At 58.1% G+C, this 22771-nt stretch carries 22 protein-coding genes; 9 read left to right on the top strand and 13 right to left on the bottom strand.

Annotation, left to right across the window (positions count from 1 at the left end; genetic code table 11):
• The first annotated feature begins 163 nt into the window (after positions 1-163).
• A complete protein-coding gene (locus ACMWJS_RS15105; protein WP_353145135.1) occupies positions 164-1267 on the top strand; it encodes a glycosyltransferase family 4 protein in 1104 nt (367 codons plus the stop codon).
• Here ACMWJS_RS15105 and ACMWJS_RS15100 read toward each other — a convergent pair.
• The 5 genes from ACMWJS_RS15100 to rfaD are packed head-to-tail and all read right to left on the bottom strand — an operon-like array spanning position 1246 to position 6425.
• The gene (locus ACMWJS_RS15100) at positions 1246-2355 is read right to left on the bottom strand and encodes a glycosyltransferase family 4 protein (protein ID WP_262821266.1); all 1110 of its coding nucleotides are present in this window, start codon (positions 2353-2355) and stop codon (positions 1246-1248) included. The genes ACMWJS_RS15105 and ACMWJS_RS15100 overlap by 22 nt on opposite strands.
• Complete coding sequence (gene rfaQ, locus ACMWJS_RS15095; protein WP_126534967.1) at positions 2352-3461, bottom strand: putative lipopolysaccharide heptosyltransferase III; 1110 nt, start codon at positions 3459-3461, stop codon at positions 2352-2354. The genes ACMWJS_RS15100 and rfaQ overlap by 4 nt, the downstream gene beginning before the upstream one ends.
• Positions 3454-4440 carry a lipopolysaccharide heptosyltransferase RfaC gene (gene rfaC / locus ACMWJS_RS15090; RefSeq protein ID WP_414747254.1) on the bottom strand — a complete coding sequence of 329 codons (987 nt, stop codon included), beginning with the start codon at positions 4438-4440 and terminating at the stop codon, positions 3454-3456. Before rfaC ends, rfaQ begins: the two co-directional genes overlap by 8 nt.
• A gap of 3 nt (positions 4441-4443) precedes the next feature.
• Positions 4444-5490 carry an ADP-heptose--LPS heptosyltransferase RfaF gene (gene rfaF, locus ACMWJS_RS15085; RefSeq protein WP_045907906.1) on the bottom strand — a complete coding sequence of 349 codons (1047 nt, stop codon included), beginning with the start codon at positions 5488-5490 and terminating at the stop codon, positions 4444-4446.
• A gap of 2 nt (positions 5491-5492) precedes the next feature.
• Positions 5493-6425 carry an ADP-glyceromanno-heptose 6-epimerase gene (gene rfaD / locus ACMWJS_RS15080; protein ID WP_008502707.1) on the bottom strand — a complete coding sequence of 311 codons (933 nt, stop codon included), beginning with the start codon at positions 6423-6425 and terminating at the stop codon, positions 5493-5495.
• Positions 6426-6640: 215 nt separating this feature from the next.
• On the opposite strand from rfaD, the gene kbl reads away from it, so the two are divergent.
• The 3 genes from kbl (at position 6641) to ACMWJS_RS15065 (ending at position 9815) form a co-directional block, all read left to right on the top strand.
• The gene (gene kbl / locus ACMWJS_RS15075; protein WP_048028122.1) at positions 6641-7837 is read left to right on the top strand and encodes a glycine C-acetyltransferase; all 1197 of its coding nucleotides are present in this window, start codon (positions 6641-6643) and stop codon (positions 7835-7837) included.
• 9 nt (positions 7838-7846) lie between these two features.
• Positions 7847-8872, top strand: coding sequence for an L-threonine 3-dehydrogenase (tdh, locus tag ACMWJS_RS15070; protein WP_024906616.1), 1026 nt, complete (start codon positions 7847-7849; stop codon positions 8870-8872).
• 142 nt (positions 8873-9014) lie between these two features.
• Complete coding sequence (locus tag ACMWJS_RS15065; RefSeq protein ID WP_045907904.1) at positions 9015-9815, top strand: glycosyltransferase family 2 protein; 801 nt, start codon at positions 9015-9017, stop codon at positions 9813-9815.
• 11 nt (positions 9816-9826) lie between these two features.
• Here the strand turns inward: ACMWJS_RS15065 and ACMWJS_RS15060 are convergent, their stop codons facing one another.
• Genes ACMWJS_RS15060 through gpmM form a run of 3 tightly spaced genes read right to left on the bottom strand, consistent with a single transcriptional unit; the run spans position 9827 to position 13600 of the window.
• Entirely contained in the window at positions 9827-10759 is a 933-nt protein-coding gene (locus ACMWJS_RS15060; RefSeq protein ID WP_045907903.1) for a divergent polysaccharide deacetylase family protein, read from the bottom strand.
• Between the two features lie 3 nt (positions 10760-10762).
• Positions 10763-12022 carry a murein hydrolase activator EnvC gene (envC, locus tag ACMWJS_RS15055; RefSeq protein WP_025910576.1) on the bottom strand — a complete coding sequence of 420 codons (1260 nt, stop codon included), beginning with the start codon at positions 12020-12022 and terminating at the stop codon, positions 10763-10765.
• Between the two features lie 33 nt (positions 12023-12055).
• Entirely contained in the window at positions 12056-13600 is a 1545-nt protein-coding gene (gpmM, locus tag ACMWJS_RS15050; RefSeq protein ID WP_414747253.1) for a 2,3-bisphosphoglycerate-independent phosphoglycerate mutase, read from the bottom strand.
• A gap of 247 nt (positions 13601-13847) precedes the next feature.
• Between gpmM and ACMWJS_RS15045 the strand changes: the two genes are divergently transcribed.
• The 5 genes from ACMWJS_RS15045 (at position 13848) to cysE (ending at position 16958) form a co-directional block, all read left to right on the top strand.
• Positions 13848-14279, top strand: a complete 432-nt coding sequence (locus ACMWJS_RS15045) for a rhodanese-like domain-containing protein (protein WP_414747252.1) — start codon at positions 13848-13850, stop codon at positions 14277-14279.
• Between the two features lie 11 nt (positions 14280-14290).
• A complete protein-coding gene (grxC, locus tag ACMWJS_RS15040) occupies positions 14291-14542 on the top strand; it encodes a glutaredoxin 3 (protein WP_008502715.1) in 252 nt (83 codons plus the stop codon).
• A gap of 32 nt (positions 14543-14574) precedes the next feature.
• Positions 14575-15042: a protein-export chaperone SecB gene (gene secB / locus ACMWJS_RS15035; RefSeq protein WP_003860835.1), complete on the top strand. Its 468-nt coding sequence runs from the start codon at positions 14575-14577 to the stop codon at positions 15040-15042.
• Entirely contained in the window at positions 15042-16061 is a 1020-nt protein-coding gene (gene gpsA, locus ACMWJS_RS15030) for an NAD(P)H-dependent glycerol-3-phosphate dehydrogenase (RefSeq protein WP_045907901.1), read from the top strand. The genes secB and gpsA overlap by 1 nt, the downstream gene beginning before the upstream one ends.
• A gap of 75 nt (positions 16062-16136) precedes the next feature.
• Entirely contained in the window at positions 16137-16958 is an 822-nt protein-coding gene (cysE, locus tag ACMWJS_RS15025; protein ID WP_008502718.1) for a serine O-acetyltransferase, read from the top strand.
• Between the two features lie 32 nt (positions 16959-16990).
• Here the strand turns inward: cysE and trmL are convergent, their stop codons facing one another.
• From trmL to lldP, 5 genes are all read right to left on the bottom strand, one after another.
• Positions 16991-17461, bottom strand: a complete 471-nt coding sequence (gene trmL, locus ACMWJS_RS15020) for a tRNA (uridine(34)/cytosine(34)/5-carboxymethylaminomethyluridine(34)-2'-O)-methyltransferase TrmL (RefSeq protein ID WP_048226547.1) — start codon at positions 17459-17461, stop codon at positions 16991-16993.
• Positions 17462-17506: 45 nt separating this feature from the next.
• On the bottom strand, positions 17507-18847 hold the full coding sequence (locus ACMWJS_RS15015) for an MFS transporter (RefSeq protein WP_045907899.1): 1341 nt from the start codon (positions 18845-18847) through the stop codon (positions 17507-17509).
• A 182-nt stretch (positions 18848-19029) separates the two neighbouring features.
• On the bottom strand, positions 19030-20217 hold the full coding sequence (gene lldD, locus ACMWJS_RS15010) for a quinone-dependent L-lactate dehydrogenase (RefSeq protein ID WP_023334042.1): 1188 nt from the start codon (positions 20215-20217) through the stop codon (positions 19030-19032).
• A complete protein-coding gene (gene lldR / locus ACMWJS_RS15005) occupies positions 20214-20987 on the bottom strand; it encodes a transcriptional regulator LldR (RefSeq protein ID WP_023294814.1) in 774 nt (257 codons plus the stop codon). Before lldR ends, lldD begins: the two co-directional genes overlap by 4 nt.
• A complete protein-coding gene (gene lldP, locus ACMWJS_RS15000) occupies positions 20984-22639 on the bottom strand; it encodes an L-lactate permease (protein ID WP_039267048.1) in 1656 nt (551 codons plus the stop codon). The genes lldR and lldP overlap by 4 nt, the downstream gene beginning before the upstream one ends.
• Between the last annotated feature and the right edge of the window lie 132 nt (positions 22640-22771).

Raw genomic sequence — 22771 nt, 5'->3', positions numbered from 1 at the left:
ACTGATTTTGAGTGGAATAAAAGCCTGAGAAAATTACCACATAAGCCATAACTACAGAAGGACATTGTTTGTAAGCAAGATTAATCCGCCTGTGCATTATCGTAATACCCACGTATATAATCGGCAGCCTGGACAGAGGTTTCAGCTAAACGACAGGAAATATATGCACATTGTTCACACTGAAGCAGACGGCGGCAAAGGCGGGCAGCCTCTGCGCATTATCAACGAATCGCTTGGGATGATTCAGCGTGGCCATCAGGTGACTCTCCTTTGTCCGGAAACTGCGCCGCTTCACGCGCTGGCACGCAATGCCGGTCTGACGGTGGTCACGATGCCGTTGAAGCGTAAGAACCTTAAAAACCTGCAGTTGCTGCGTCGCTGGCTGAAGGATAACCGTCAGTCGATTGACGTCATCAATAGCCATAACTCTGCCGATACCTGGCTGGTGGCGCTGGCGAATCTGACGCTCTCCAACCCTGTACCACTGGTGAGAACCCGTCATGCGTCCGGCGTTCCGCGTAACAACTGGACGACACGCTGGCTGTTCCGCACCGCCTGCGCGCACATCGTGACTACCGGGGAGGCGCTGCGCCATCAGGTGGCAAATATTGGCGTGCCGATGTCTCAGAGTACGTCGGTGCCAAGCGGTGTCGATACGCAGCGTTTCCATCCGGGAGATAAGCACCAGGCCCGGGTTCATTGTGGTTTGTCGCAGGACGATTTCTGGCTGGGCGTGGTGTCGCATTTGCGCCCGAACAAAGGCCATAGCGTACTGCTGCGCGCCCTGGCGAAAATCGACAATCCACACATCAAGCTGGCGATTGTTGGCGAAGGCCCGCACAAGGCGACGCTGGAACAGGAAATCGCCGCGCTGGGATTACAGCAGCGCGTGGTCATGGCGGGACATCAACCCGATCCGGAACGCTGGTTTCCGGCCTTTGATATTGCGCTGAGTCCTTCGCATGATATGGAAGGTGTGCCGCAGGGCGTCCTGCAATCGTTAGCCACCCGTATTGCCACCATTGCGACGGACGCCGGTGGAACGGGGGATGCGGTGATTAACGGGCAGACGGGATTGTTGGTCGCCCAGCGCGACGAAAACGCACTGCGCGATGCCATAATGAAACTCTATGCCGACTCAGCCCTTCGCGAGACGCTCGCGCAACAGGGGTATGACTACCTGAGCACGCACTTTACCCGCGAATGTATGCTGGACGCGATGGAGAAGGTCTTCTCCGATGCCGCTCAGCGCAGCAAATCGCGATAAAGCGCCTGTAGCTCTCGGGCCATTCTGTCCAGGGTGAAAGGTTCCGCAGTCGCACGCGCGGCAGCGGCGTAATCGACACCCTGTTCACGGCCTTTTAGCCACAGCGAGATGGCCTGCTGGTAACCTTCGCTGTCCAGCGCATCGCGTACCCAGCCGTTTTGACCCTCGGTTATCCACTCCGCCGCGCCACAACCGTGGCTGGTGAGCAGTGGCAAACCACAGGCCAGGGCTTCCACGCAGACGTTCGGGAAGGGATCGTAGAGCGTCGGCAGGATAAGGGCATCAGCCGTGCCATACACTTCACGCACGTTGGCTACGGGGCCCAGGAACTTCACTCGAGAGGAAATTCCCAGCGCCTGCGCCAGCTTTTCGAACTTCCGCGCATGTTTATCGCGGCCGGCAATCAGCAGCCAGACGTCAGGATGCGCCACAATAGCGCGCAGCGCGGTGGCGACGCCTTTGCGGCTGAAGCCTGACCCAACATACGCCAGTACCGGTGCGTTACGGGGAATACCCAGTGCATCACGCTGCGAAAGGGCGCGGACCTCAGGACTAAACTGAACGGTGTCTACGCCGTTGTAGATCACCGTCAGCTTGTCTTCCGACAGCCCGAAACGACGGGCGATATCATCGCGAACCATCTTCGAATTACAGATCACCTTGCGCAGTTGCGGATGGGTAAACATCTGCGCCTCAGCCTGCAGAATGTAGCGGTGATAACGGCTCAGAGACTGCGCCCAACGCGCCAGTGGCGACAGAATACGACCATATTGCTCAAGCCAGGTGGCGTGAACACCGTCGCCCGCCCGGAAGATGGTGGCGCCCGGTATGCGTTCGTGGCTTTGCACAATATCAAACTGCGTAAAATGCGCGGCGGCTTCGACGGCAAAACCGGATTCACGCGCGATGCGATTGCGAAACGGCGGATTGACCGTCAACGTTTTCCAGCCTGCGGCATCCTCCCACTGGCGAGCAATCAGCGTGACATCAAGGGAGGAATCCTGCGCCAGCACGTTCAGCGCACGTGAGACAAAACGCTCTGCGCCACCGTTGGGGTTGTAGGTCTGTCGAACAATGGCCAGCTTCATGCAGGGGTTTCCGTTTCCAGAAGCATCGTATCGATTGCGCTCAGCACCTGCTGTGGGGTAATGGCCGTAATGCAGTCTGAGACACCGCTGTCTCCGCAGCCCGCTTTGCCGCACGGCTGGCAGGTAAACCCGGCCACAATCACACGATAATTTACCCCCCACGGCGCCCATTTGATGGCGCCGGTAGGGCCAAAGATAGCAACGGTCGGCGTACCGACGGCGCTTGCAAGGTGCATCGGCATGGAATCCACGCCAAAGTACACCCGGGCGTGCTTCATCAGCGCACCCAGCTCTTTCAGGTTCAGCTGACCGCTTAAATCAAAGACCGGCTGGGTGAGGGCTGCGCGCAACTCATCCATGTAGGCCTTCTCTTCTTTTGACGGTGCGGCGGAAAGGACGATCGGCAGGCCGCGCGCCGCCAGGTTATCAATGGTCGCTGCCAGTTTTTTGATATCCCAGGCCTTAAACATCCAGCGCGAGGTCGGGTGAACCAGAATGTAGGATTTACTCGTGAGCCCAAACCCGGCCAGTTTTTCGGCCACAGAAGCTTCTGCCGCGTCACCAGGCACAAAAAGCGTATGCTTGTCTGCGTCGGACTGCGGATGAATACCGATTCGGCGCAGGGCATCCAGATTGACTTCCACCATATGGCGGCTGTTGTCCTGAATGGCCGGGTAGAGCGTGGTGAACGATTTCACCCAGCGACGACGTGCCAGGCCCCCGCGTTTATCCGGCTTAAAGCCGACGGAGACGCGCGGTTTCAGGCGACGCGCCAGACGCGCGCCGTGCCAGTGTTCGGTCAGATTAATCAGCACGTCATACTGACGGCCTTTCAGGGTATTCAGCAGGGCGCGGTAGAGGCGGAATTGTTCAAACCAGCCCTTCTTGCGCCAGTTGCGCCCAATAGTATGCACCTGGTCGATATGCGGATGGCTGGTCAGCATCGCCTGGGTATCGTCATAAACCAGCGCATCGACTTCCACGTTCGGCCAGTTCTTTTTCAGCACGGTAAACACCGGCGAGGTAAGCAGAACGTCACCGTGGTGACGCAGCTTAATAATCAGCACGCGCTTTGGCGGGCGCTCCGCTGAGAAAAAATCAGACATAGGCTCTCTCTGCTGCCAGCAAAGGCTCTAATTGCGCAAATACCGCAGCGGCGCTGAGATCGCTCAACTGCGATGAGTGTTCCGGGCGGCAGATATACTGATTTTTTCCATAGCCGCCGATCAGGCCCGGGTCCGTTGGGCCGTAAAGCGTGATGTTAGGACGGTCCAGCGCCGCCGTCAGGTGGCTGAGGCCCGTATCCACGGAGACTACAGCCGTAGCGCCTGCCAGCGCCTGAGCGACGCCGTCAAGTTTCATGCGCGGCAGAACGTCCACGTAATCAAACCCTTCTGCCAGACGTTTGGCCCGTGCCTCTTCGTGCGGTGCGCCCCACGGGAGTTTGATACGCAGCCCCGCGCTTGCCAGCAGGCCGATCAGTTCGCGCCAGTGCGCTTCCGGCCAGTGCTTGTCATCGCGGGTTGTCGCGTGAAGGAAAATCAGATAAGGATCGCTTTTCTGCGATGAGGTGTGCAGGAAATGCCGGGAAATCGCATAGTCGCCCTGGGTTTCCGGTTTCGCATAGCCCAGGCTTTTGGCAAACAGCTCTCGGGTACGTTCCACCGCGTGCTGTTGCTTTGCGATGTGGTGGTGGCGGTTATAAAACAGGCTCGCCAGCGGTTCGCGGACGCTGTGCCAGTCCATTCCGTGCTTTACGCCGTGTGCCAGACGCGTTACCAGCGCGGCGCTTTTGACCAGCCCCTGCGCGTCAATGATGGCGTCGTAATGCTGTGCCCGCACCGCCTCGCGGAAGGCTTTGCGTTCGGCTTTAATCGGCGCGGAGAACCACGCTTTGCGCCAGCGGCGAATCGCCACCGGGATCACGCGGTCAACCGCTTCATGCCAGGTGGGGATCTGCGCGAAGCCTTCTTCCACCACCCAGTCAAAACGAATGCCGTGGATGGCCCGCATGGCGTCCGTCAGCGACGGCAGCGTATGCAGAACATCACCCATCGAAGAGGTTTTAACGATCAATACCCGCATTCGTTATCCTTCTTCGCTCAACAGCAGTGCGTTGAGTTCTTCGAGAACGCGCGCTGGCGTAATGTCGATCAGGCTCTGATGATAACCTTCTGCGGCATCGCCTTTGCGCACCTTGTGGTAGCCGGTGATCAGGCGGATGACGCGCGCTTTATGGGAAAGCGGAGGCGTGAAGTCCGGGCTGCTTGGGCCATACAGCGCCACCAGCGGGCGGTTGAGCGCAGCGGCGACGTGCATCAGGCCTGAATCGTTGGTGACCACAGCGTGACAGGCGGCAATCAGAATAACGGCCTGTTCAAGCTGCGTTTCTCCCGCCAGGTTGCGGCACCAGGCCTGCTGTTCATTACTGAGTGTGGCGAGAATTTCGTTGCCCGCCTCGTGGTCTTTTGCCGAACCGAACAGGACAATCTGGTAGCCTTCGTCGATCAGCTGTTTCGCCAGCTCCGCATAGTGGTAGTGCGGCCAGCGTTTTGCCGGACCGAACTCGGCGCCAGGGCAGAAGCCAATCATCGGGCGTTCAGACGAAAGGCCAAACGCGCTGCAGGTCTGGGATTTTTCACCGTCGTTAACCTGAAGCTGGGGCCAGAGCAGCGGCTGCGGCAGGTCTTTCGCACTGCGCATCACGCCTTTGTCATAGGCCAGCGCCACGTAGCGCTCCACCATTAATGGCCAGGCCGCTTTATCCAGCACCCGCGCATCGTTCAGCAGACCGTAGCGCATTTCGCCGCGCCAGCCGGTGCGATGCGGGATGCCCGCAAAGAAGGGCACCAGCGCGGATTTAAAGGAGTTGGGCAGGACATACGCACGATCGTACCGCTTTTCGCGCAGGCTATGGCCGAGCTTGCGGCGCTCGCCAATCTCCAGCGCCCCGTGGCCGAGCGGCATCGGGATCGCTTCATTCACTTCCGGCATACGCGATAACAGCGGACGGCACCACGCGGGTGCCATCACGTCGATTATCGCCTGGGGATAACGCGCCTTGAGCGTGCGATAGAGACTTTGCGACATCATCATGTCGCCCACCCATGACGGGCCGATCACCAGAATTCTCATACTTACGCGTCGCGGTTCAGCCAGGCCATATATTCCGTTACGCCTTCGGCAACGGTCTTGAACGGCTTGTCATAACCTGCGGCGCGCAGGTTAGTCAGATCGGCCTGCGTGAACGCCTGGTAACGGCCTTTCAGCTTATCAGGGAACGGAATGTACTCGATGCTGCCTTTTTTATGGTACGCCAGCGTGGCGTCAGCCACCGCCTGGAAGGACTCTGCGCGGCCGGTACCGAGGTTGAAGATGCCGGACACGCCGTTTTCCCAGAACCACAGATTTACGGCCGCCACGTCACCCACGTAGACGAAGTCACGCTTAAAGCCGTCGCTGCCTTCGAACAGTTTTGGACTTTCACCGTTATTCAGCTGGGTGTTCAGGTGGAACGCCACGCTCGCCATGCTGCCTTTGTGGCCTTCGCGCGGTCCGTAGACGTTGAAGTAGCGGAAACCGACGATCTGCGAGTTCGCTTCTGGCAGTACCTGACGCACGTACTCGTCGAACAGGAACTTGGAGTAACCGTAGACGTTCAGCGGCTGCTCATATTCGCGGGACTCGATGAAGTCCGAGGTGCGCCCGCCGTAGGTGGCAGCAGAAGAGGCATACAGGAACGGAATTTCACGCTCCAGGCAGTAATGCAGGATCTCTTTGGAGTACTGATAGTTATTGTCCATCATGTACTTGCCGTCCCACTCGGTAGTGGACGAGCAGGCACCTTCGTGGAAGATGGCTTCGATCTCGCCGAACTCTTCACCTGCCATAATCTGGATAAGGAAGTCTTCTTTATCCATGTAGTCAGCGATGTTCAGATCCACCAGGTTAACGAACTTGGTGCCGTCTTTCAGGTTGTCAACCACCAGGATGTCGGTGATGCCTTTGTCATTGAGAGCCTTAACAATATTGCTGCCGATAAAGCCTGCGCCGCCGGTAACGATGATCATAACTGTAACCTTTGAAGTGTGGAGCCCGGGGACAATCCCGGACGCTAATGTTTCTATCATATCATTAGTATGGCTGCCCTTCAGCCATTCACCGACATAGCGCAAGGGTACACGTGATTTATGCTGCAAAAACGACAAGAGATGACGTGTCATCTCGTCATGAACTATAGGTTTGGGTAATATGTCCCGAAATTTGCCGAGTCTGGAGAATTGCAATGCGTGGTGATTTTTACAAACAGTTAAACAGCGACCTCGAGACCGCACGTGCGGAAGGGTTGTTCAAGGAAGAGCGTATTATCACGTCTGCCCAGCAGGCGGACATCACCGTTGCCGACGGCAGCCATGTGATCAACTTTTGTGCGAACAACTACTTAGGTCTTGCGAATCACCCTGAGCTGATTGCCGCTGCCAAAAACGGCATGGATACCCACGGCTTCGGCATGGCCTCCGTACGCTTTATCTGCGGAACCCAGGACAGCCACAAGCAGCTTGAGCAAAAGCTGGCAACCTTCCTCGGAATGGAAGATGCGATTCTGTACTCCTCCTGCTTTGACGCCAACGGCGGCCTGTTTGAGACCCTGCTCGGCGCAGAAGATGCCATTATCTCCGACGCCCTGAACCATGCGTCCATCATTGACGGCGTGCGCCTGTGCAAAGCGAAGCGTTTCCGCTACGCCAACAACGACATGGTTGAGCTGGAAGCGCGCCTGAAAGAGGCCCGTGAAGCGGGCGCTCGCCATGTGCTGATCGCCACCGACGGCGTGTTCTCCATGGACGGCGTGATCGCCAACCTGAAGGGCGTATGTGACCTGGCAGATAAATATGACGCGCTGGTGATGGTTGATGACTCTCACGCGGTGGGCTTTGTCGGCGAAAACGGCCGGGGCTCCCACGAATACTGCGACGTCATGGGCCGCGTGGACATCATCACCGGTACGCTGGGCAAAGCGCTTGGCGGCGCATCCGGCGGCTATACCGCTGCGCGCAAAGAGGTGGTTGAGTGGCTGCGTCAGCGCTCGCGTCCGTATCTGTTCTCCAACTCCCTGGCGCCGGCGATTGTTGCCGCTTCTATCAAAGTGCTGGAGATGGTGGAGTCCGGTGCCGGGCTGCGCGACCGTCTGTGGTCTAACGCCCGTCTGTTCCGTGAAAAAATGAGCGCAGCAGGGTTCACCCTGGCCGGTGCCGATCATGCGATCATTCCGGTGATGCTGGGCGATGCGGTCGTGGCGCAGCAATTTGCCCGCGAACTGCAGAAAGAAGGGATTTATGTCACCGGGTTCTTCTTCCCGGTGGTGCCAAAAGGTCAGGCACGTATCCGCACCCAGATGTCTGCGGCGCATACGCCTGAACAAATTGAACGTGCGGTGGAAGCCTTTACCCGCATCGGTAAACAGCTGGGCGTCATTGCCTGAGGACGTGTGATGAAAGCGTTATCCAAACTGAAAGCGGAAGAAGGGATTTGGATGACCGACGTGCCGGAACCGGAAGTCGGTCATAACGATCTGCTGATCAAAATTCGTAAAACAGCTATCTGCGGTACTGACGTTCACATCTACAACTGGGACCAGTGGTCGCAGAAAACTATTCCGGTACCGATGGTTGTCGGTCACGAATATGTCGGCGAAGTGGTGGGTATCGGCCAGGAAGTGAAAGGCTTCAAAATCGGCGACCGCGTTTCCGGTGAAGGTCATATTACCTGCGGCCACTGCCGTAACTGCCGCGGTGGGCGTACGCACCTGTGCCGCAATACCATCGGCGTGGGCGTGAACCGTCCGGGCTGCTTCGCGGAATACCTGGTGATCCCGGCCTTTAACGCCTTCAAAATCCCGGACAATATCTCTGACGATCTGGCCTCCATCTTCGACCCATTTGGTAACGCGGTACACACGGCGCTCTCCTTCGATCTGGTGGGTGAGGACGTGCTGGTCTCCGGTGCGGGCCCAATCGGCATCATGGCGGCGGCCGTGGCGAAGCACGTAGGTGCACGCAACGTTGTGATCACCGACGTGAACGAATACCGCCTGTCGCTGGCGCGCAAAATGGGCGTCACCCGCGCGGTGGATGTCTCGAAAGAGAGCCTGACCGACGTGATGGAAGAGCTGGGCATGACCGAGGGCTTCGACGTGGGTCTGGAGATGTCCGGCGCGCCGCCGGCGTTCCGCACCATGCTCGACACCATGAACCACGGTGGCCGTATCGCGATGCTGGGTATCCCGCCGTCGGATATGTCCATCGACTGGAACAAAGTGATCTTCAAAGGGCTGTTCATCAAGGGTATCTACGGCCGCGAGATGTTCGAGACCTGGTACAAGATGGCGGCGCTGATCCAGTCAGGTCTGGATCTGTCCCCGATTATTACTCACCGTTTCTCCATCGATGAGTTCCAGCAGGGCTTTGACGCGATGCGTTCCGGCCAGTCAGGGAAAGTGATCCTGAGCTGGGAGTAACTGAGAAAGCGCCTTCGGGCGCTTTTTTTACGACCTCTTCACGTTTCTTACATCCGCAATCAGATTATTTCGATTTTTCCTTCGCTTTTTTACCCGCACACTTATAAAGTTTGTTGATTATCCGTTTAAGTTTACAGCGCCTATGTTCAAGCTTACCGTTTGTTTATTGACCTGTAATTCTGCGCGTTTGCTGCGCGAGGTGATTCCTCCGCTGCTGACGGTGGCAGATGAAATTGTCGTTCTCGATTCCGGCAGTACGGATGCCACTCTTTCTATTTGCCGCGAGTACGGGCTCTCCCTTCATCATCACCCCTATGCTATGCATGGCGTGCAGATGAACCATGCGATCGATCTGGCGAGCAATGACTGGGTGCTTTGCATGGATAGCGACGAGATTCTGGACGCGGAGACTGTCGACTTTATTCTGACCCTGAAAGCCGGGGATGAACCTTCCGCCGATCGCGCCTGGCGTATCGCCCGGTACTGGCACGTGCTGGGTGAGGAGGTGCGTACAATCTATCCTGTTTCCTCCCCTGATTTCCCGGTGCGGCTGTTCAATCGTACCCAGGCTCGCTTCAACCAACGACCCGTGGATGACAAAGTTGAAGGCAAGATTGTCGCCATGAAAATGCCAGGGCGGGTGCGTCACGACACGTTTTATAACCTTCATGAAGTGTTCAACAAGCTCAACAGCTACACCACCCGGCTGGTGAAGTACCAGCCAGCTCGCCCTTCGATCGGACGCGGCATCATCAGCGCCATCGGGGCGTTCTTCAAATGGTATCTGTTCAGCGGAGCCTGGCGTCAGGGCAAGGTTGGGGTCGTGACGGGACTGTATGCTACAGCCTACAGCTTTTTGAAGTATTTCAAATCCTGGTATCAGCATCAGGAGAAAAAAGAGCCCGTTGCGAATGAGCAGACGGACTCTCAGATTGCGAAATAAGCGTCAGGCGGTCAGGCTTTCTTACCCCATCCCTGCCACTGCTGCTGGACGTATTTCACCAGCGTACTGTTACTGATGCTGTCTCCGATGACAGAGAAGAAGCGGGTCGCGTAGACCGGTTCAAGCGGCTGCTTCGGTACGCAGCGCTTCACGCCGCGGAACGGATTACGCGGTGCAGTCGGCACGGGCTGCGCAGAATTCGGCGTAGAGGTATCCACTTGCGGCTCGTTAAGCAGATCGCTCGGGCGCACCAGCGTGATATCGGAAGGTAAGGTCGGCAGCATTTGCTGCAGGACGCGGACGGTCGACGGGTGCGGGTGACCGATGGCAATGGCCGAACCATTGCGGCGGGCCAGCTGTACCGCGCGATTGAACTGCATACGAATATCGGCTTCGTTCTGGGTGTCATCCAGGAACACCTTGCGCTTAATCACCTTTACGCCCGTTCCCTGAGCGGCGCGCATCGCCTGGCTGTTGCCGATGGTCATGCTGTCGAGGAAGTAGAGATTGTAACGCTCCAGCGCCTGCATCACTTTAAGCATCCCGTACAGGCTGGAGGTCATCGCGCTGCCCATATGGTTGTTCAGCCCTACGGCATACGGCACCTTGTTGTAGGCGTCGCGGATGATGCGCTCGATCTCCTCGCTGCTCATATCCGGGCGCAGGGTATCTTTTTCCAGCGGCTGCTTGCTGAGCGGGGCCATGGGCAGGTGGATGAGAACCTGATGCCCGCTGCTGTGGGCTTTGGTCGCCATCTCACGCGCGTGGGGGGCATTTGGCAGGACGGCAACGGAGATGGCTGACGGCATCGCCAGCACCTGATTTTCATAGTGCGGACGATAACCAAAGTCATCAATCACGATAGCGAGCTTACCTGCGTATACCGGTGCAGCCAGCGCCAGCGCGCTGACGACGGAGAAAACGATTCGACGAAATTGAAGCAAAACTTATCTTCCCAACCACGGCTGTGGATTGACCGCCTGACCCTGACGACGAATTTCGAAATAGAGTGACGGGCGGCCCTGACCGCCACTGCTGCCCACAAGGGCGATGGGTTGGCCCGCGCGCACCTGCGTGCCGACGCTGACCAGCGCGCTCTGGTTGTAGCCGTAAAGGCTCATATCACCTTTACCGTGTTCGACCACCACCACCAGTCCGTAACCCTGCAGCCAGTCGGCCAGAATCACGCGACCATCGGCAATCGCTTTCACTTCGCTACCTTCAGACGCACCGATAACGATCCCTTTCCAACGTAGCTCACCCTGCAGCTGTTCGCCATAGCGATGCAGAATTGAACCGCGAACGGGCCAGAAAGCCTGACCGCGAGGTGAGCCCAGGCCGCCGGTACGCGACATCAGGGAACGTTCACTTTCGCTTGGTTTGTAGGTGGTGCCTTTGCGGGAGGCTTCCTGCTGCTTGTCGCGAACGGCCTGCGCCTCGCGAGCCTCTTTTTCGGCGCGCGCTTTCGCCGCGGCTTCCGCACGGGCGATGCTGTTACGCAGTTTAGATTCGTTGGCGCGCATTTCGCTCAGCTGGCTCTGCCCTTCCTGAATCGAGGACTCGAGACCGGCCAGGGTTTTCTTACGCTCGTTGCGCGCCTGCTCGAGCTTCGCCTGCTGGGCCTGCTGATCGTAGAGCAGCGTCTGCTGCTGGCTCTGCTTCTCTTCCAGTTCGGCTTTTTGCGTGGAGACCTCTTCGCGCGTCTGCTTCAACTGTGCGATCGTCTCCTGACGCGCCTGGTTCAGATACCCAAAGTAGGCCTGCAGGCGCTGGCCGCGCTGGCTCTCTTCGCCGCTGAGGATCAGCTGGAGTCCGGTATGTTCACCCTGGCGGAATGCGGCATCAAGCTGTGCCGCAAGATTGCGCTCCTGCGCATCGCGCTGGCGCTCGAGTTTGGCAATCGACGCGTTCATCTCGTCGATCTGCTTATTCAGCTGGGCGAGGGTGTTTTGCGTTTCACGGAGTTTACGCGTGGCAGCGGAGATGGCCTCTTCCTGCTGCTTAAGCTGGGCGAGCAGGGCGGCACGTTGCTGCTGCTGCTGGCGTACCGCACGCTCTTTGGCGGCGATATCGGCCTGAATGGATTTCAGCTGGTCGCGGTCATCCGCGTGGGCGGATGCGGCGCACAGCAATACGCCAGCGCTGAGTGCGCTGGCGTAAAACAGAGGTCTGACTGATAACCTAAGCGGCTTCACGACCCATGTGATTGAAAAAATCGCCTTTCCCCTCATGGGGAGCGATTATTCCACGATGAACAGCGGCTTACCAGTCATCTCTTCAGGGATCGGCATCCCCATCAGCGACAACATGGTTGGCGCGATGTCAGAAAGCTTGCCGCCTTCTACGGCTTTCACTGATTTATCACCCACATAAATCAGCGGAACCGGCAGGTTGGTGTGGGCGGTGTGTGCCTGGCCGGTCGCCGGGTCGCGCATCTGTTCAGCGTTACCGTGATCCGCGGTGATCAGCAGCTGGCCGCCAACGGACTCAACCGCTTTCGCCACCTGCTCAACGCAGTGGTCCAGCGCTTCAACCGCTTTCACTGCCGCTTCCATCACCCCGGTATGACCGACCATGTCGCCGTTCGGGTAGTTACAGATGATGGTGTCGTACTTACCGCTCTCGATGGCCGCAACCAGTTTTTCAGTCAATTCTGCAGAGCTCATCTCTGGCTGCAGATCGTAAGTGGCGACTTTCGGGGAGTTGATCAGAATGCGCTCTTCGCCTTTGAACGGCTCTTCAACGCCGCCGTTAAAGAAGAAGGTCACGTGTGCGTATTTTTCCGTTTCGGAGATACGCAGCTGCGTTTTGTCGTTCTTCGCCATCCACTCACCGAAGGTATTGGCCAGCGAGGCAGGTGGGTAAGCGCATGGGGCTTTGATGTCTGCCGCGTATTCGGTCAACTGGATGAAGTCGATGTTTACCACTTTCTTACGGGCAAAACCGTCGAAGTCGCTGTTGACGAACGCACGGGTGATTTCGCGCGCGCGGTCAGCGCGGAAGTTCATGAAGATCAGCGCATCGCCGTCTTCCATCGCGGCATCGGCCTGGCCTTCAGCACGGATCACGGATGCTTTCACGAATTCGTCGTTTTCATCACGTGCGTAGGCGGCTTCCAGCGCTTCAACGGCGGTCGCGAACTGGAATTCCCCTTTTGCCAGGGTCAGCAGGTCATAGGCCTGTTCAACGCGATCCCAGCGGTTGTCGCGGTCCATGGCGTAGTAACGACCAATGATGGAGGCCACGCGGCCTTTGCCCAGCGCGGCGAATTTGTCTTCAAAGGCTTTCAGGGAGCCTTCTGCACTGCGTGGTGGCGTGTCGCGACCATCCAGGAAGGCGTGCAGATAGATTTTTTCCGCACCGCGTTCAGCGGCCAGCTCAACCATCGCCATGATGTGATCTTCGTGGCTGTGAACGCCGCCAGCAGAGAGCAGGCCCATGATGTGAACGGCCTTGCCAGCGTCAACGGCTTTATCAACCGCGCCAGACAGCGTTGGGTTAGAGAAGAAGGTGCGTTCTTTGATTTCAACGTCCAGACGCGTCAGGTCCTGATACACAATACGACCAGCGCCCAGGTTAACGTGACCGACTTCGGAGTTGCCCATCTGGCGGTCCGGCAGGCCTACTTCCAGGCCAGACGCGTCAATCAGCGTATGCGGACGTTTTGCCCACAGGGCATCCATGACCGGGGTTTTGGCGTTGAAAATAGCGTTATCCTGGCTTTCTTCACGGTAGCCATAGCCATCCAGAATCACCAGTACCATAGGTTTTTTAGAAACCGACATTGCGACAACCTCATGCTCAAGAGTCAAAATTTGCGTAATTTTACTACAGCTGAATCGATCAAATAGCCGCGGAAGATCAAAGAAAGCGCAGGGGCAAGATGCTGACCAGACCATTTTGAGGCATTTTTTTAGGTGGCATGCCGCAGAAAATGGATTAGGTTAGGGTCGCTGGCTGTATTTGCCAGAACGCACAGGTATACTCCTGTCCTGGTTTTTTTTATCACTTAGTCGGGAGTAGTTACCCTCCATGCAAGAAATTATGCAATTCGTTAGCCGCCATCCGGTTCTGAGCATCGCGTGGATTGGCCTGCTGGCTGCTGTGCTGTTCACCACATTTAAGAGCCTGACGTCTAAGATTAAGGTTATCACCCGTGGTGAAGCGACGCGTCTGATTAACAAAGAAGATGCCGTCGTTGTCGATCTGCGTCAGCGTGACGATTTCCGCAAAGGTCACATTGCGGGCGCAATCAACCTGTTGCCAGCTGAAATCAAAGCGAACAACGTCGGTGAGCTTGAAAAACACAAAGCCCAGCCGATTATCGTTGTGGATGCGACCGGCATGCAGGCACAGGAATCTGCCAGCGCGCTTCATAAAGCAGGCTTCGAAAACGTAATGGTGCTGAAAGAAGGTATTTCCGGCTGGAGCGGGGAAAATCTTCCTTTGGTGCGCGGTAAATAAGGAGTTCAGTCATGGCCCATATTGAGATCTATACCAAAGCGACGTGCCCGTTCTGCCATCGTGCGAAAGCGCTGCTGAACAGTAAAGGCGTCACGTTCCAGGAACTGCCGATCGACGGTGACGCGATTAAACGCGAAGAGATGATCCAACGTAGTGGTCGTACGACGGTTCCACAGATTTTTATTGATGCGCAGCACATTGGCGGCTGTGATGACTTGTATGCGCTCGACGCCCGTGGTGGACTCGATCCGCTGCTGAGCTAAGAGACTTTAGGACAATTAAAAAGGGTATTTCCATGTCAGAACAAAACAACACCGAGATGACTTTCCAGATCCAGCGTATCTACACCAAAGATGTCTCTTTCGAAGCGCCAAATGCGCCACACGTTTTCCAGAAAGATTGGCAGCCAGAGGTTAAACTTGATCTGGATACCGCATCTACCCAGCTGGCAGATGACGTGTATGAAGTCGTGCTGCGTGTGACCGTTACCGCCTCTCTGGGCGAAGAAACTGCATTCCTGTGTGAAGTACAGCAGGGCGGTATCTTCTCTATTGGCGGCATCGAAGGCAACCAGATGGCGCATTGCCTGGGTGCGTACTGCCCGAACATTCTGTTCCCGTATGCACGTGAATGCATCACCAGCCTGGTTTCTCGCGGTACATTCCCGCAACTGAACCTTGCGCCAGTTAACTTTGATGCGCTGTTCATGAACTATCTGCAGCAGCAGGCTGGCGAAGGTGCTGAACAACATCAGGATGCCTGATGAGCACTGTTAATGCGTCAATGACTGTGATCGGTGCCGGCTCATACGGCACCGCTCTTGCCATTACTCTGGCAAGAAATGGTCACGAGGTGGTCCTGTGGGGCCACGACCCAAAACATATCGCCACGCTGCAGCGCGATCGTTGCAACGTCGCGTTTCTCCCGGACGTTCCGTTCCCTGACTCCCTGCACCTTGAAAGCGACCTCGCGACCGCGCTGGCGGCCAGCCGCAACATTCTGATTGTGGTTCCGAGCCATGTCTTTGGCGACGTGCTGCGTCAGATTAAGCCGCTGATGCGCCCGGATGCGCGCATTGTCTGGGCGACAAAAGGACTGGAAGCCGAAACCGGACGCCTGCTGCAGGACGTTGCCCGCGAAGCGCTGGGTGATGCGATCCCGCTGGCGGTCATCTCCGGCCCGACCTTTGCCAAAGAGCTGGCCGCTGGCCTGCCGACGGCGATTTCGCTGGCCTCAACCGATCAGGCTTTCTCCGACGATCTCCAGCAATTGCTGCACTGCGGCAAGAGCTTCCGCGTCTACAGCAACCCCGATTTTATCGGCGTGCAGCTGGGCGGGGCGGTGAAGAACGTGATTGCGATTGGTGCCGGGATGTCCGACGGCATTGGTTTTGGTGCCAACGCCCGTACGGCGCTGATCACCCGCGGTCTGACCGAGATGTCCCGCCTGGGCGAAGCGCTGGGTGCGGATCCGGCCACCTTTATGGGGATGGCTGGCCTGGGCGATCTGGTGCTGACCTGTACCGACAACCAGTCTCGTAACCGCCGCTTTGGCATGATGCTCGGACAGGGCAGCGATGTGAAAGATGCGCAGGAGAAGATTGGCCAGGTGGTTGAAGGCTACCGCAATACCAAAGAAGTCCGCGAGTTGGCGCACCGTTTCGGTGTCGAAATGCCAATAACCGAGGAAATTTATCAGGTATTGTATTGCGGAAAAAATGCGCGCGAGGCAGCATTGACCTTATTAGGTCGTGCGCGCAAGGACGAGCGCAGCAGTAACTAGTCGGAACCGTTGTCACCTGAATGACCCAGCCAGCGCAGAACTGGCTGGTCATTATACTATCGTCTGGAGTTAGCAATGCCGTGTGAAGAACTGGATATCGTCTGGAACAACATTAAAGCCGAAGCCCGGGCGCTGGCCGACTGTGAGCCTATGCTGGCCAGTTTCTACCACGCAACGCTACTCAAGCACGAAAACCTCGGCAGCGCGCTCAGCTATATGCTCGCCAACAAGCTGGCGTCCTCGATCATGCCCGCGATTGCCATTCGTGAGGTGGTGGAAGAGGCTTACGCCGCTGACCCGGAAATGATCGCGTCTGCCGCCTGTGATATCCAGGCCGTACGCACGCGTGACCCGGCGGTCGATAAATATTCTACCCCGCTGTTGTACCTGAAAGGCTTCCACGCTCTGCAGGCGTACCGCATTGGGCACTGGCTGTGGAATGAAGGCCGCCGCGCGCTGGCCATCTTCCTGCAAAACCAGGTTTCCGTGACGTTTCAGGTTGATATTCACCCGGCGGCGAAGATTGGCCGTGGGATCATGCTCGACCACGCCACCGGGATTGTTGTCGGGGAAACGGCTGTGATTGAAGACGACGTCTCGATCCTGCAGTCGGTTACCCTGGGCGGTACCGGCAAAACCAGCGGCGATCGCCATCCGAAAATTCGCGAAGGGGTGATGATAGGCGCGGGTGCCAAAATCCTCGGCAATATCGAAGTCGGACGCGGCGCGAAGATCGGCGCAGGTTCCGTGGTGCTCCAGCCGGTTCCGCCGCACACCACCGCCGCTGGCGTACCGGCGCGCATCGTCGGTAAGCCAGACAGCGATAAGCCGTCCATGGATATGGATCAGCACTTCAACGGTATTCACCATACGTTTGAGTATGGTGACGGCATCTGACATTTTGCCCGGTGGCGCTGCGCTTACCGGGCCTACCTTAGAATAGCGCCCGGATAACCCAGCTGGCGCCATGCTTCATACACCACTACCGATACCGCATTCGACAGGTTCATGCTGCGGCTGTCCGGCATCATCGGAATACGGATTTTCTGCTCAGCGGGCAGGGCATCCAGAATCGTGGCCGGCAGGCCGCGGGTTTCCGGGCCAAACATCAGATAGTCACCCTCCTGATAGCTTACGGCGCTGTGCGCTGGCGTACCTTTGGTGGTCAGGGCGAACATGCGCTGCGGCTGCTCGGCTTCCAGAAACGCGGCATAATCGTGGTGGCGAATAACGGCGGTAAATTCATGATAATCCAGCCCCGCGCGGCGCAGGCGTTTGTCGTCCCACGTAAAGCCCATTGGCTCAATGATGTGCAGACGAAAACCGGTGTTGGCGCACAGGCGGATAATATTGCCGGTATTCGGCGGAATTTCTGGTTCGAATAAAACGATGTTAAGCATGCTGCCCCCTTAATTGCGGGGGCAGAATAGCAGAAAAGAGAGGACCTACGCGACGCCGGGTTCCTGCGAGCGGCTGTACAGCATTTTGTAGACGGTTGCCGCTGCGGCTACAAGAGCGGGTACGCTGAGGATCATTAAAATACTGTCTGCCTGCCACTGCATCGAAAGAAGCTGGGCGCTGGTCATGGTGCCCGCCACGCCGCCAAAGCGGCCGATCCCCTGCATCCAGGCGATGCCCGTCGCGCGGCACTCGGTGGGATAAAAGGTGGCGGCCAGGGTCTGCATACCCGACTGCGCGCCGTTCATCGCGATCCCCATCAGGAAAATCAACCCGCCAAACAGGGCGATATGGTTATGCTCCATGCCGAGTAGCAGGATCAGCCCCATCGTCAGGATAAACCCGCCCGCGACAACCTTGTGCGCTTCCCAGCGGTCCATCATCCAGCCGGCGAGCAGAATGCCGGCCGTGCCGCCGAAGGTGAACAGCGAGGTGAGCCAGGCGGACTCCGCCAGCGCATAACCCATACCCTGCATCAGCGTCGGCATCCAGCTCAGCAGGACGTAGTAGATGACCAGCCCCATAAAGTAGGTCACCCACAGCATCAGGGTGCCGGGCAGCCAGGGCATCGAAAACAGCTGCGACACGCTCCCCTTTTTAGACGCGGTTTTCTCCTCCGCCAGGAAAAAGCCCGTGACGCCCTCCAGCGTACCGCGGGCGAACCGGCTGGCAATGCGGCGAACCTGCATGACGTCTTTCCCGCGCTGCACCAGAAACTTCACCGACTCCGGCAACAGCAGTGCCAGCAGCAGCGTTAAAATCAGCGGCGCAATTGCGCCGGTCAGCAGCACGCTTCGCCAGCCGTGGTGGGGAATAAGCCAGGACGAGATCGCGCCGCCGCCCGCCGCACCCAGAGGGAAGCCGCAGTACATGGTATTAATCGCCATGGCGCGGCAGCGCTGGGGGGCAAACTCGGAGATCAGCGTAATGGCATTCGGCATGGCGGCGCCGAGCCCCAGGCCCGTCAGAAAGCGCCACAGCGTCAGGGTGTTGAGGCTTTGCGCCCAGGCCGTGCCCAGGCTTGCCAGGCCGAAGAACAGACACGAAAAGACCAGTACGCGCTTGCGGCCCATCCGGTCCGATACCGGACCGGCGATCAGCGCGCCCAACGACAGCCCCAGCAGCGCCGCGCTCAGCACCGGCCCCAGATCCTGTTTATGGATCCCCCATTCTGCCGACAGCGTGGGCGCGATGTAGCCCATTGCCGCCGTATCAAAGCCATCGATCGCCAGAACCAGAAAGCCCAGCACAATGAGCAGCCAGTGAAACCCTGAAAAGCGACTGTCGTCGATCACCTGCTGAATATCCACCTTACCTGAATAGGTCATACGCTCCCCTCTGATGTGATGTTGTTTTTGTGTTCTTGTCTTTGCTTGTCTATACAATTGCGGACGGCATGTATATGTCAAATTTTCTTATCCAATATGTTATCTGGATGTTATTTTTGGCATAAAAAAGCGCCCGAGGGGGAGATCGGACGCATGAGAAAGAGGTGTTAACGAGGGGGGATTCAGGCCGCGTTTCCCTGAGCAAGTGGAGCCAGCGCTGCCGGTAATTTGCTTAACTCCTGCACCAGGGAATCCTTACTGATTTCGCTAATGGTTTTCGCACCGGTCAGCGTCATCGCCACCTTCATCTCTTTTTCGATCAGGTTAAGCAGATTCGCCACGCCTGCCTGACCGGCCGTCGCCAGAGCATACAGATACGCGCGTCCCAGCAGCACGCTGTCGGCACCCAGCGCAATCATACGCACCACGTCCAGCCCGTTGCGGATCCCGCTGTCGGCCAGGATGGCGATATCGCCTTTCACCGCATCGGCAATAGCTGGCAGGGCGCGGGCAGAGGAGAGCACACCGTCAAGCTGGCGTCCACCGTGGTTAGAGACCACAATCCCGTCTGCGCCAAAGCGGACCGCATCGCGGGCATCTTCCGGGTCGAGGATCCCCTTGATCACCATCGGGCCGTCCCAGAATTCGCGGATCCACTCCAGGTCTTTCCAGGAGATGGACGGATCGAAGTTATTCGCCAGCCAGCCGATGTAATCTTCCAGCCCGGTCGGTTTGCCAAGGTAGGCCGAGATGTTCCCCAGATCGTGTGGGCGACCGTTCAGGCCGACGTCCCACGCCCACTGTGGATGCGTTACCGCCTGCCAGTAGCGGCGGAGCGCCGCATTTGGGCCGCTCATGCCGGAGTGCGCATCGCGGTAGCGCGCGCCGGGGGTCGGCATATCAACGGTAAAGACCAGCGTGGAGCAGCCCGCCGCTTTGGCGCGCTCCAGCGCGTTACGCATAAAGCCGCGATCGCGCAGGACGTACAGCTGGAACCACATCGGCCGCTTGATGGTTGGGGCGACCTCTTCTATCGGGCAGACGGACACGGTGGAAAGGGTAAACGGAATGCCTTTAGCATCTGCGGCGGCGGCGGCCTGCACTTCACCGCGACGGGCGTACATGCCGCATAATCCGACAGGTGCGAGCGCGACGGGCATGGAAAGCGTTTCGTTAAACAGTTTTGTCTCAAGGCTCAGGTCAGACATATTCTTCAGCACGCGCTGGCGCAGAGCCACCTCCGACAGATCTTCCACGTTGCGGCGCAGGGTGTATTCGGCATACGCTCCGCCGTCGATATAGTGGAACAGGAACGGGGGCAAAATGCGCTGCGCCGCGGCGCGATAGTCACTGGCTGCTGAAATGATCATGCTTTGTTCTCCCTGGAAATATCACTGTCGCCAGGCAGACGGGTAATACGCGCCTGTCGGGCCTGGTCTTCATCGAATCGTTTGATGGTGGTATGCACGAAACCGAGATGCGCCATCATCGCTTTGCGCGCGGCTTCGGCATCACCGGCCAGAATGGCGTTGAGCACCGCCTCGTGTTGTTCGGTCAGCTGGGCAAACACCGGCGGAACCAGATACATGCGCTGGCGGCTCTGCTTCACGGAGGATTGCAGCAGGTCGAAGAACCCGCGCATGGTCTGGAGCAGCACGACGTTGTGCGACGCCTCGGCAATCGCCAGGTGAAAACGCACGTCCGCCTGGGAGGCGATGTCCGGGTCGCTGCTTTGCGTGGCCTCAAAGCAGGCGATGAGTTTCTCTTTGTCGGCGTCGGTTGCCCGCATGGCCGCGTGCCAGGCGGTACTGGTTTCGATGGCGTGACGCGCTTCAAGGATGTCGAAGCTGTAGTCCGGGTCGTTCTCCATCAGCGTTTTCAGCGGCTGAACGATGTTTTGCTCGGACCAGTCGTCATGCTGCCAGCGTACAAAGGTGCCGCCGCCGCGACGGCTTACCAGCACCCCTTCGCTGACCAGCGTCGCCAGCGCCTCGCGCAGTGAATTGCGCGACACGCCAAGCTGGGCGGCGAGCTGGCGTTCGGCGGGCAACTTCATGCCCGCTTCCAGCTGTTGTTCTTCAATCAGCGCCCGCACGCGAGAGGCAATCTCGTCGGACAGGCGTCTGGGCATCACTATCATGGGATCATCCAGGTTAAGACATAGGCCTGCAGGGTGGTGATCACCCCGACCATGCAGGTGAATATCAGGCTGTGTTTCACGGTAAAGCGGAACAGATCCGACTCTTTACCGACCAGTCCCACCGCCGCACAGGCAATGGCGATGGATTGTGGGGAGATCATTTTCCCGGTCACGCCGCCGGTGGTATTTGCGGCCACCAGCAGAACATCCGACACGCCAATCTGCTGGGCCGCCGTGGCCTGCAGCGCGGCAAACAGGGCGTTAGACGAGGTATCGGAACCGGTCAGGAACACCCCCAGCCAGCCGAGGAACGGCGAGAAGAAGGTGAAGGCGTGGCTGGTATGCGCCAGCGCCAGTGCCAGCGTCGATGACAAGCCGGAGTAGTTCGAGATAAACGCGAACGCCAGCACCATGCCGATGGAGTAGATCGGCAGCATCAGCTCTTTAACGGTCGCCGCAAAAGTCTGCACCGCAGCCGCAGGCTTCATGCGCAGCCACACCACGGAAAGAATAGCGGCAAACAGGATGGCGGTCCCGGTGGCGGAGAACCAGTCGAATTTATAGACCGCGGCATACGGCGTGGCGGCGTGCACCACCGGCGGCATACGGGCGACCATCTTGTCGAGGAACGGCACCGAAACGTTAATCACCATGTCGTACAGCGCGCCGCCCGGGGCGAACAGGGCTTTAAACGGCGGGATGCTCCACAGCGTAACCGTGGCGGTCAGGAACAGGAACGGCGACCAGGCGCGAATCACCTGTCCTGCGGTATAACCGGTGCGGGCCAGGGTTTGATCGACCTGCGAGGCGCCCATGTCGGCGAAGCGGAAAATACGGACCGGCTGCCAGCGTTTCAGGAACAGCGTCAGGCAGACCAGGGAAACCAGTGAAGAAATGATGTCTGGCAGTTCCGGGCCAAGGAAGTTCGAGCTGAGGTACTGGGCAATCGCGAACGAACCGCCCGCCACCATCACCGCAGGCCAGGTCTCCTTCACGCCGCGCCAGCCGTCCATAATCGCCATGATCCAGAACAGGACGATAATGGTCAGGAACGGCAGTTGGCGCCCCACCATCTGGCCAATCTCAAAGCTGTCCAGGCCGGTCACCTGGCCCGCAACCAGAATCGGAATACCCATTGCACCAAACGCCACCGGTGCGGTGTTCACAATCAGGCACAGACCTGCGGCATACAGCGGGTTAAAGCCCAGGCCCACCAGCAGCGCGGCGGTGATCGCCACCGGTGCGCCAAAGCCTGCCGCGCCTTCCAGAAACGCCCCAAAGGAGAAGCCGACAATCAGCATCTGCAGGCGCTGGTCCGGCGTAATGGAGAGAATCGACGAGCGGATAATGTCGAACTGCCCGGTTTTCACAGAGATTTTATAGACAAAGACCGCGGCGATGATGATCCACGCAATCGGCCACAGGCCGTAGAAGAAACCGTAGACGACGGAGGCCAGCGCGCGATCGACCGGCATTTTGTAGAAGAACAGCGCCACCAGCAGGGCGATGGCGACGGTGTACGTCGCGGCAAGGTAGCCCTTCAGCTTGAGCTTAATCAGCGCAAAGAAGAAGAACAGGATCGGAAGCGATGCGATCAGGCTCGACAGCCAGATATTGCCGGCCGGGTCGTAGTTTTGTTGCCAGAGGCTCATGCAGGTCTCCTGGGGACCAGACAGCCTGCGCTGCGGGTGAGTCTCCGCTCATCTCTGCGTCACAGTCTGTGTAAAAGTGGTCCTGCCAATGTTGTGTTGTAGGGTTAATGACAATGAATGGTTAACCAGATG

The organism is Enterobacter sp. HK-058-C-ECC (assembly GCF_047531125.1).
GTDB lineage: Bacteria > Pseudomonadota > Gammaproteobacteria > Enterobacterales > Enterobacteriaceae > Enterobacter > Enterobacter quasiroggenkampii.
The sequence above is the reverse complement of the archived record's forward strand: the minus strand, read 5'-3'. Positions and strand labels throughout refer to the sequence as shown.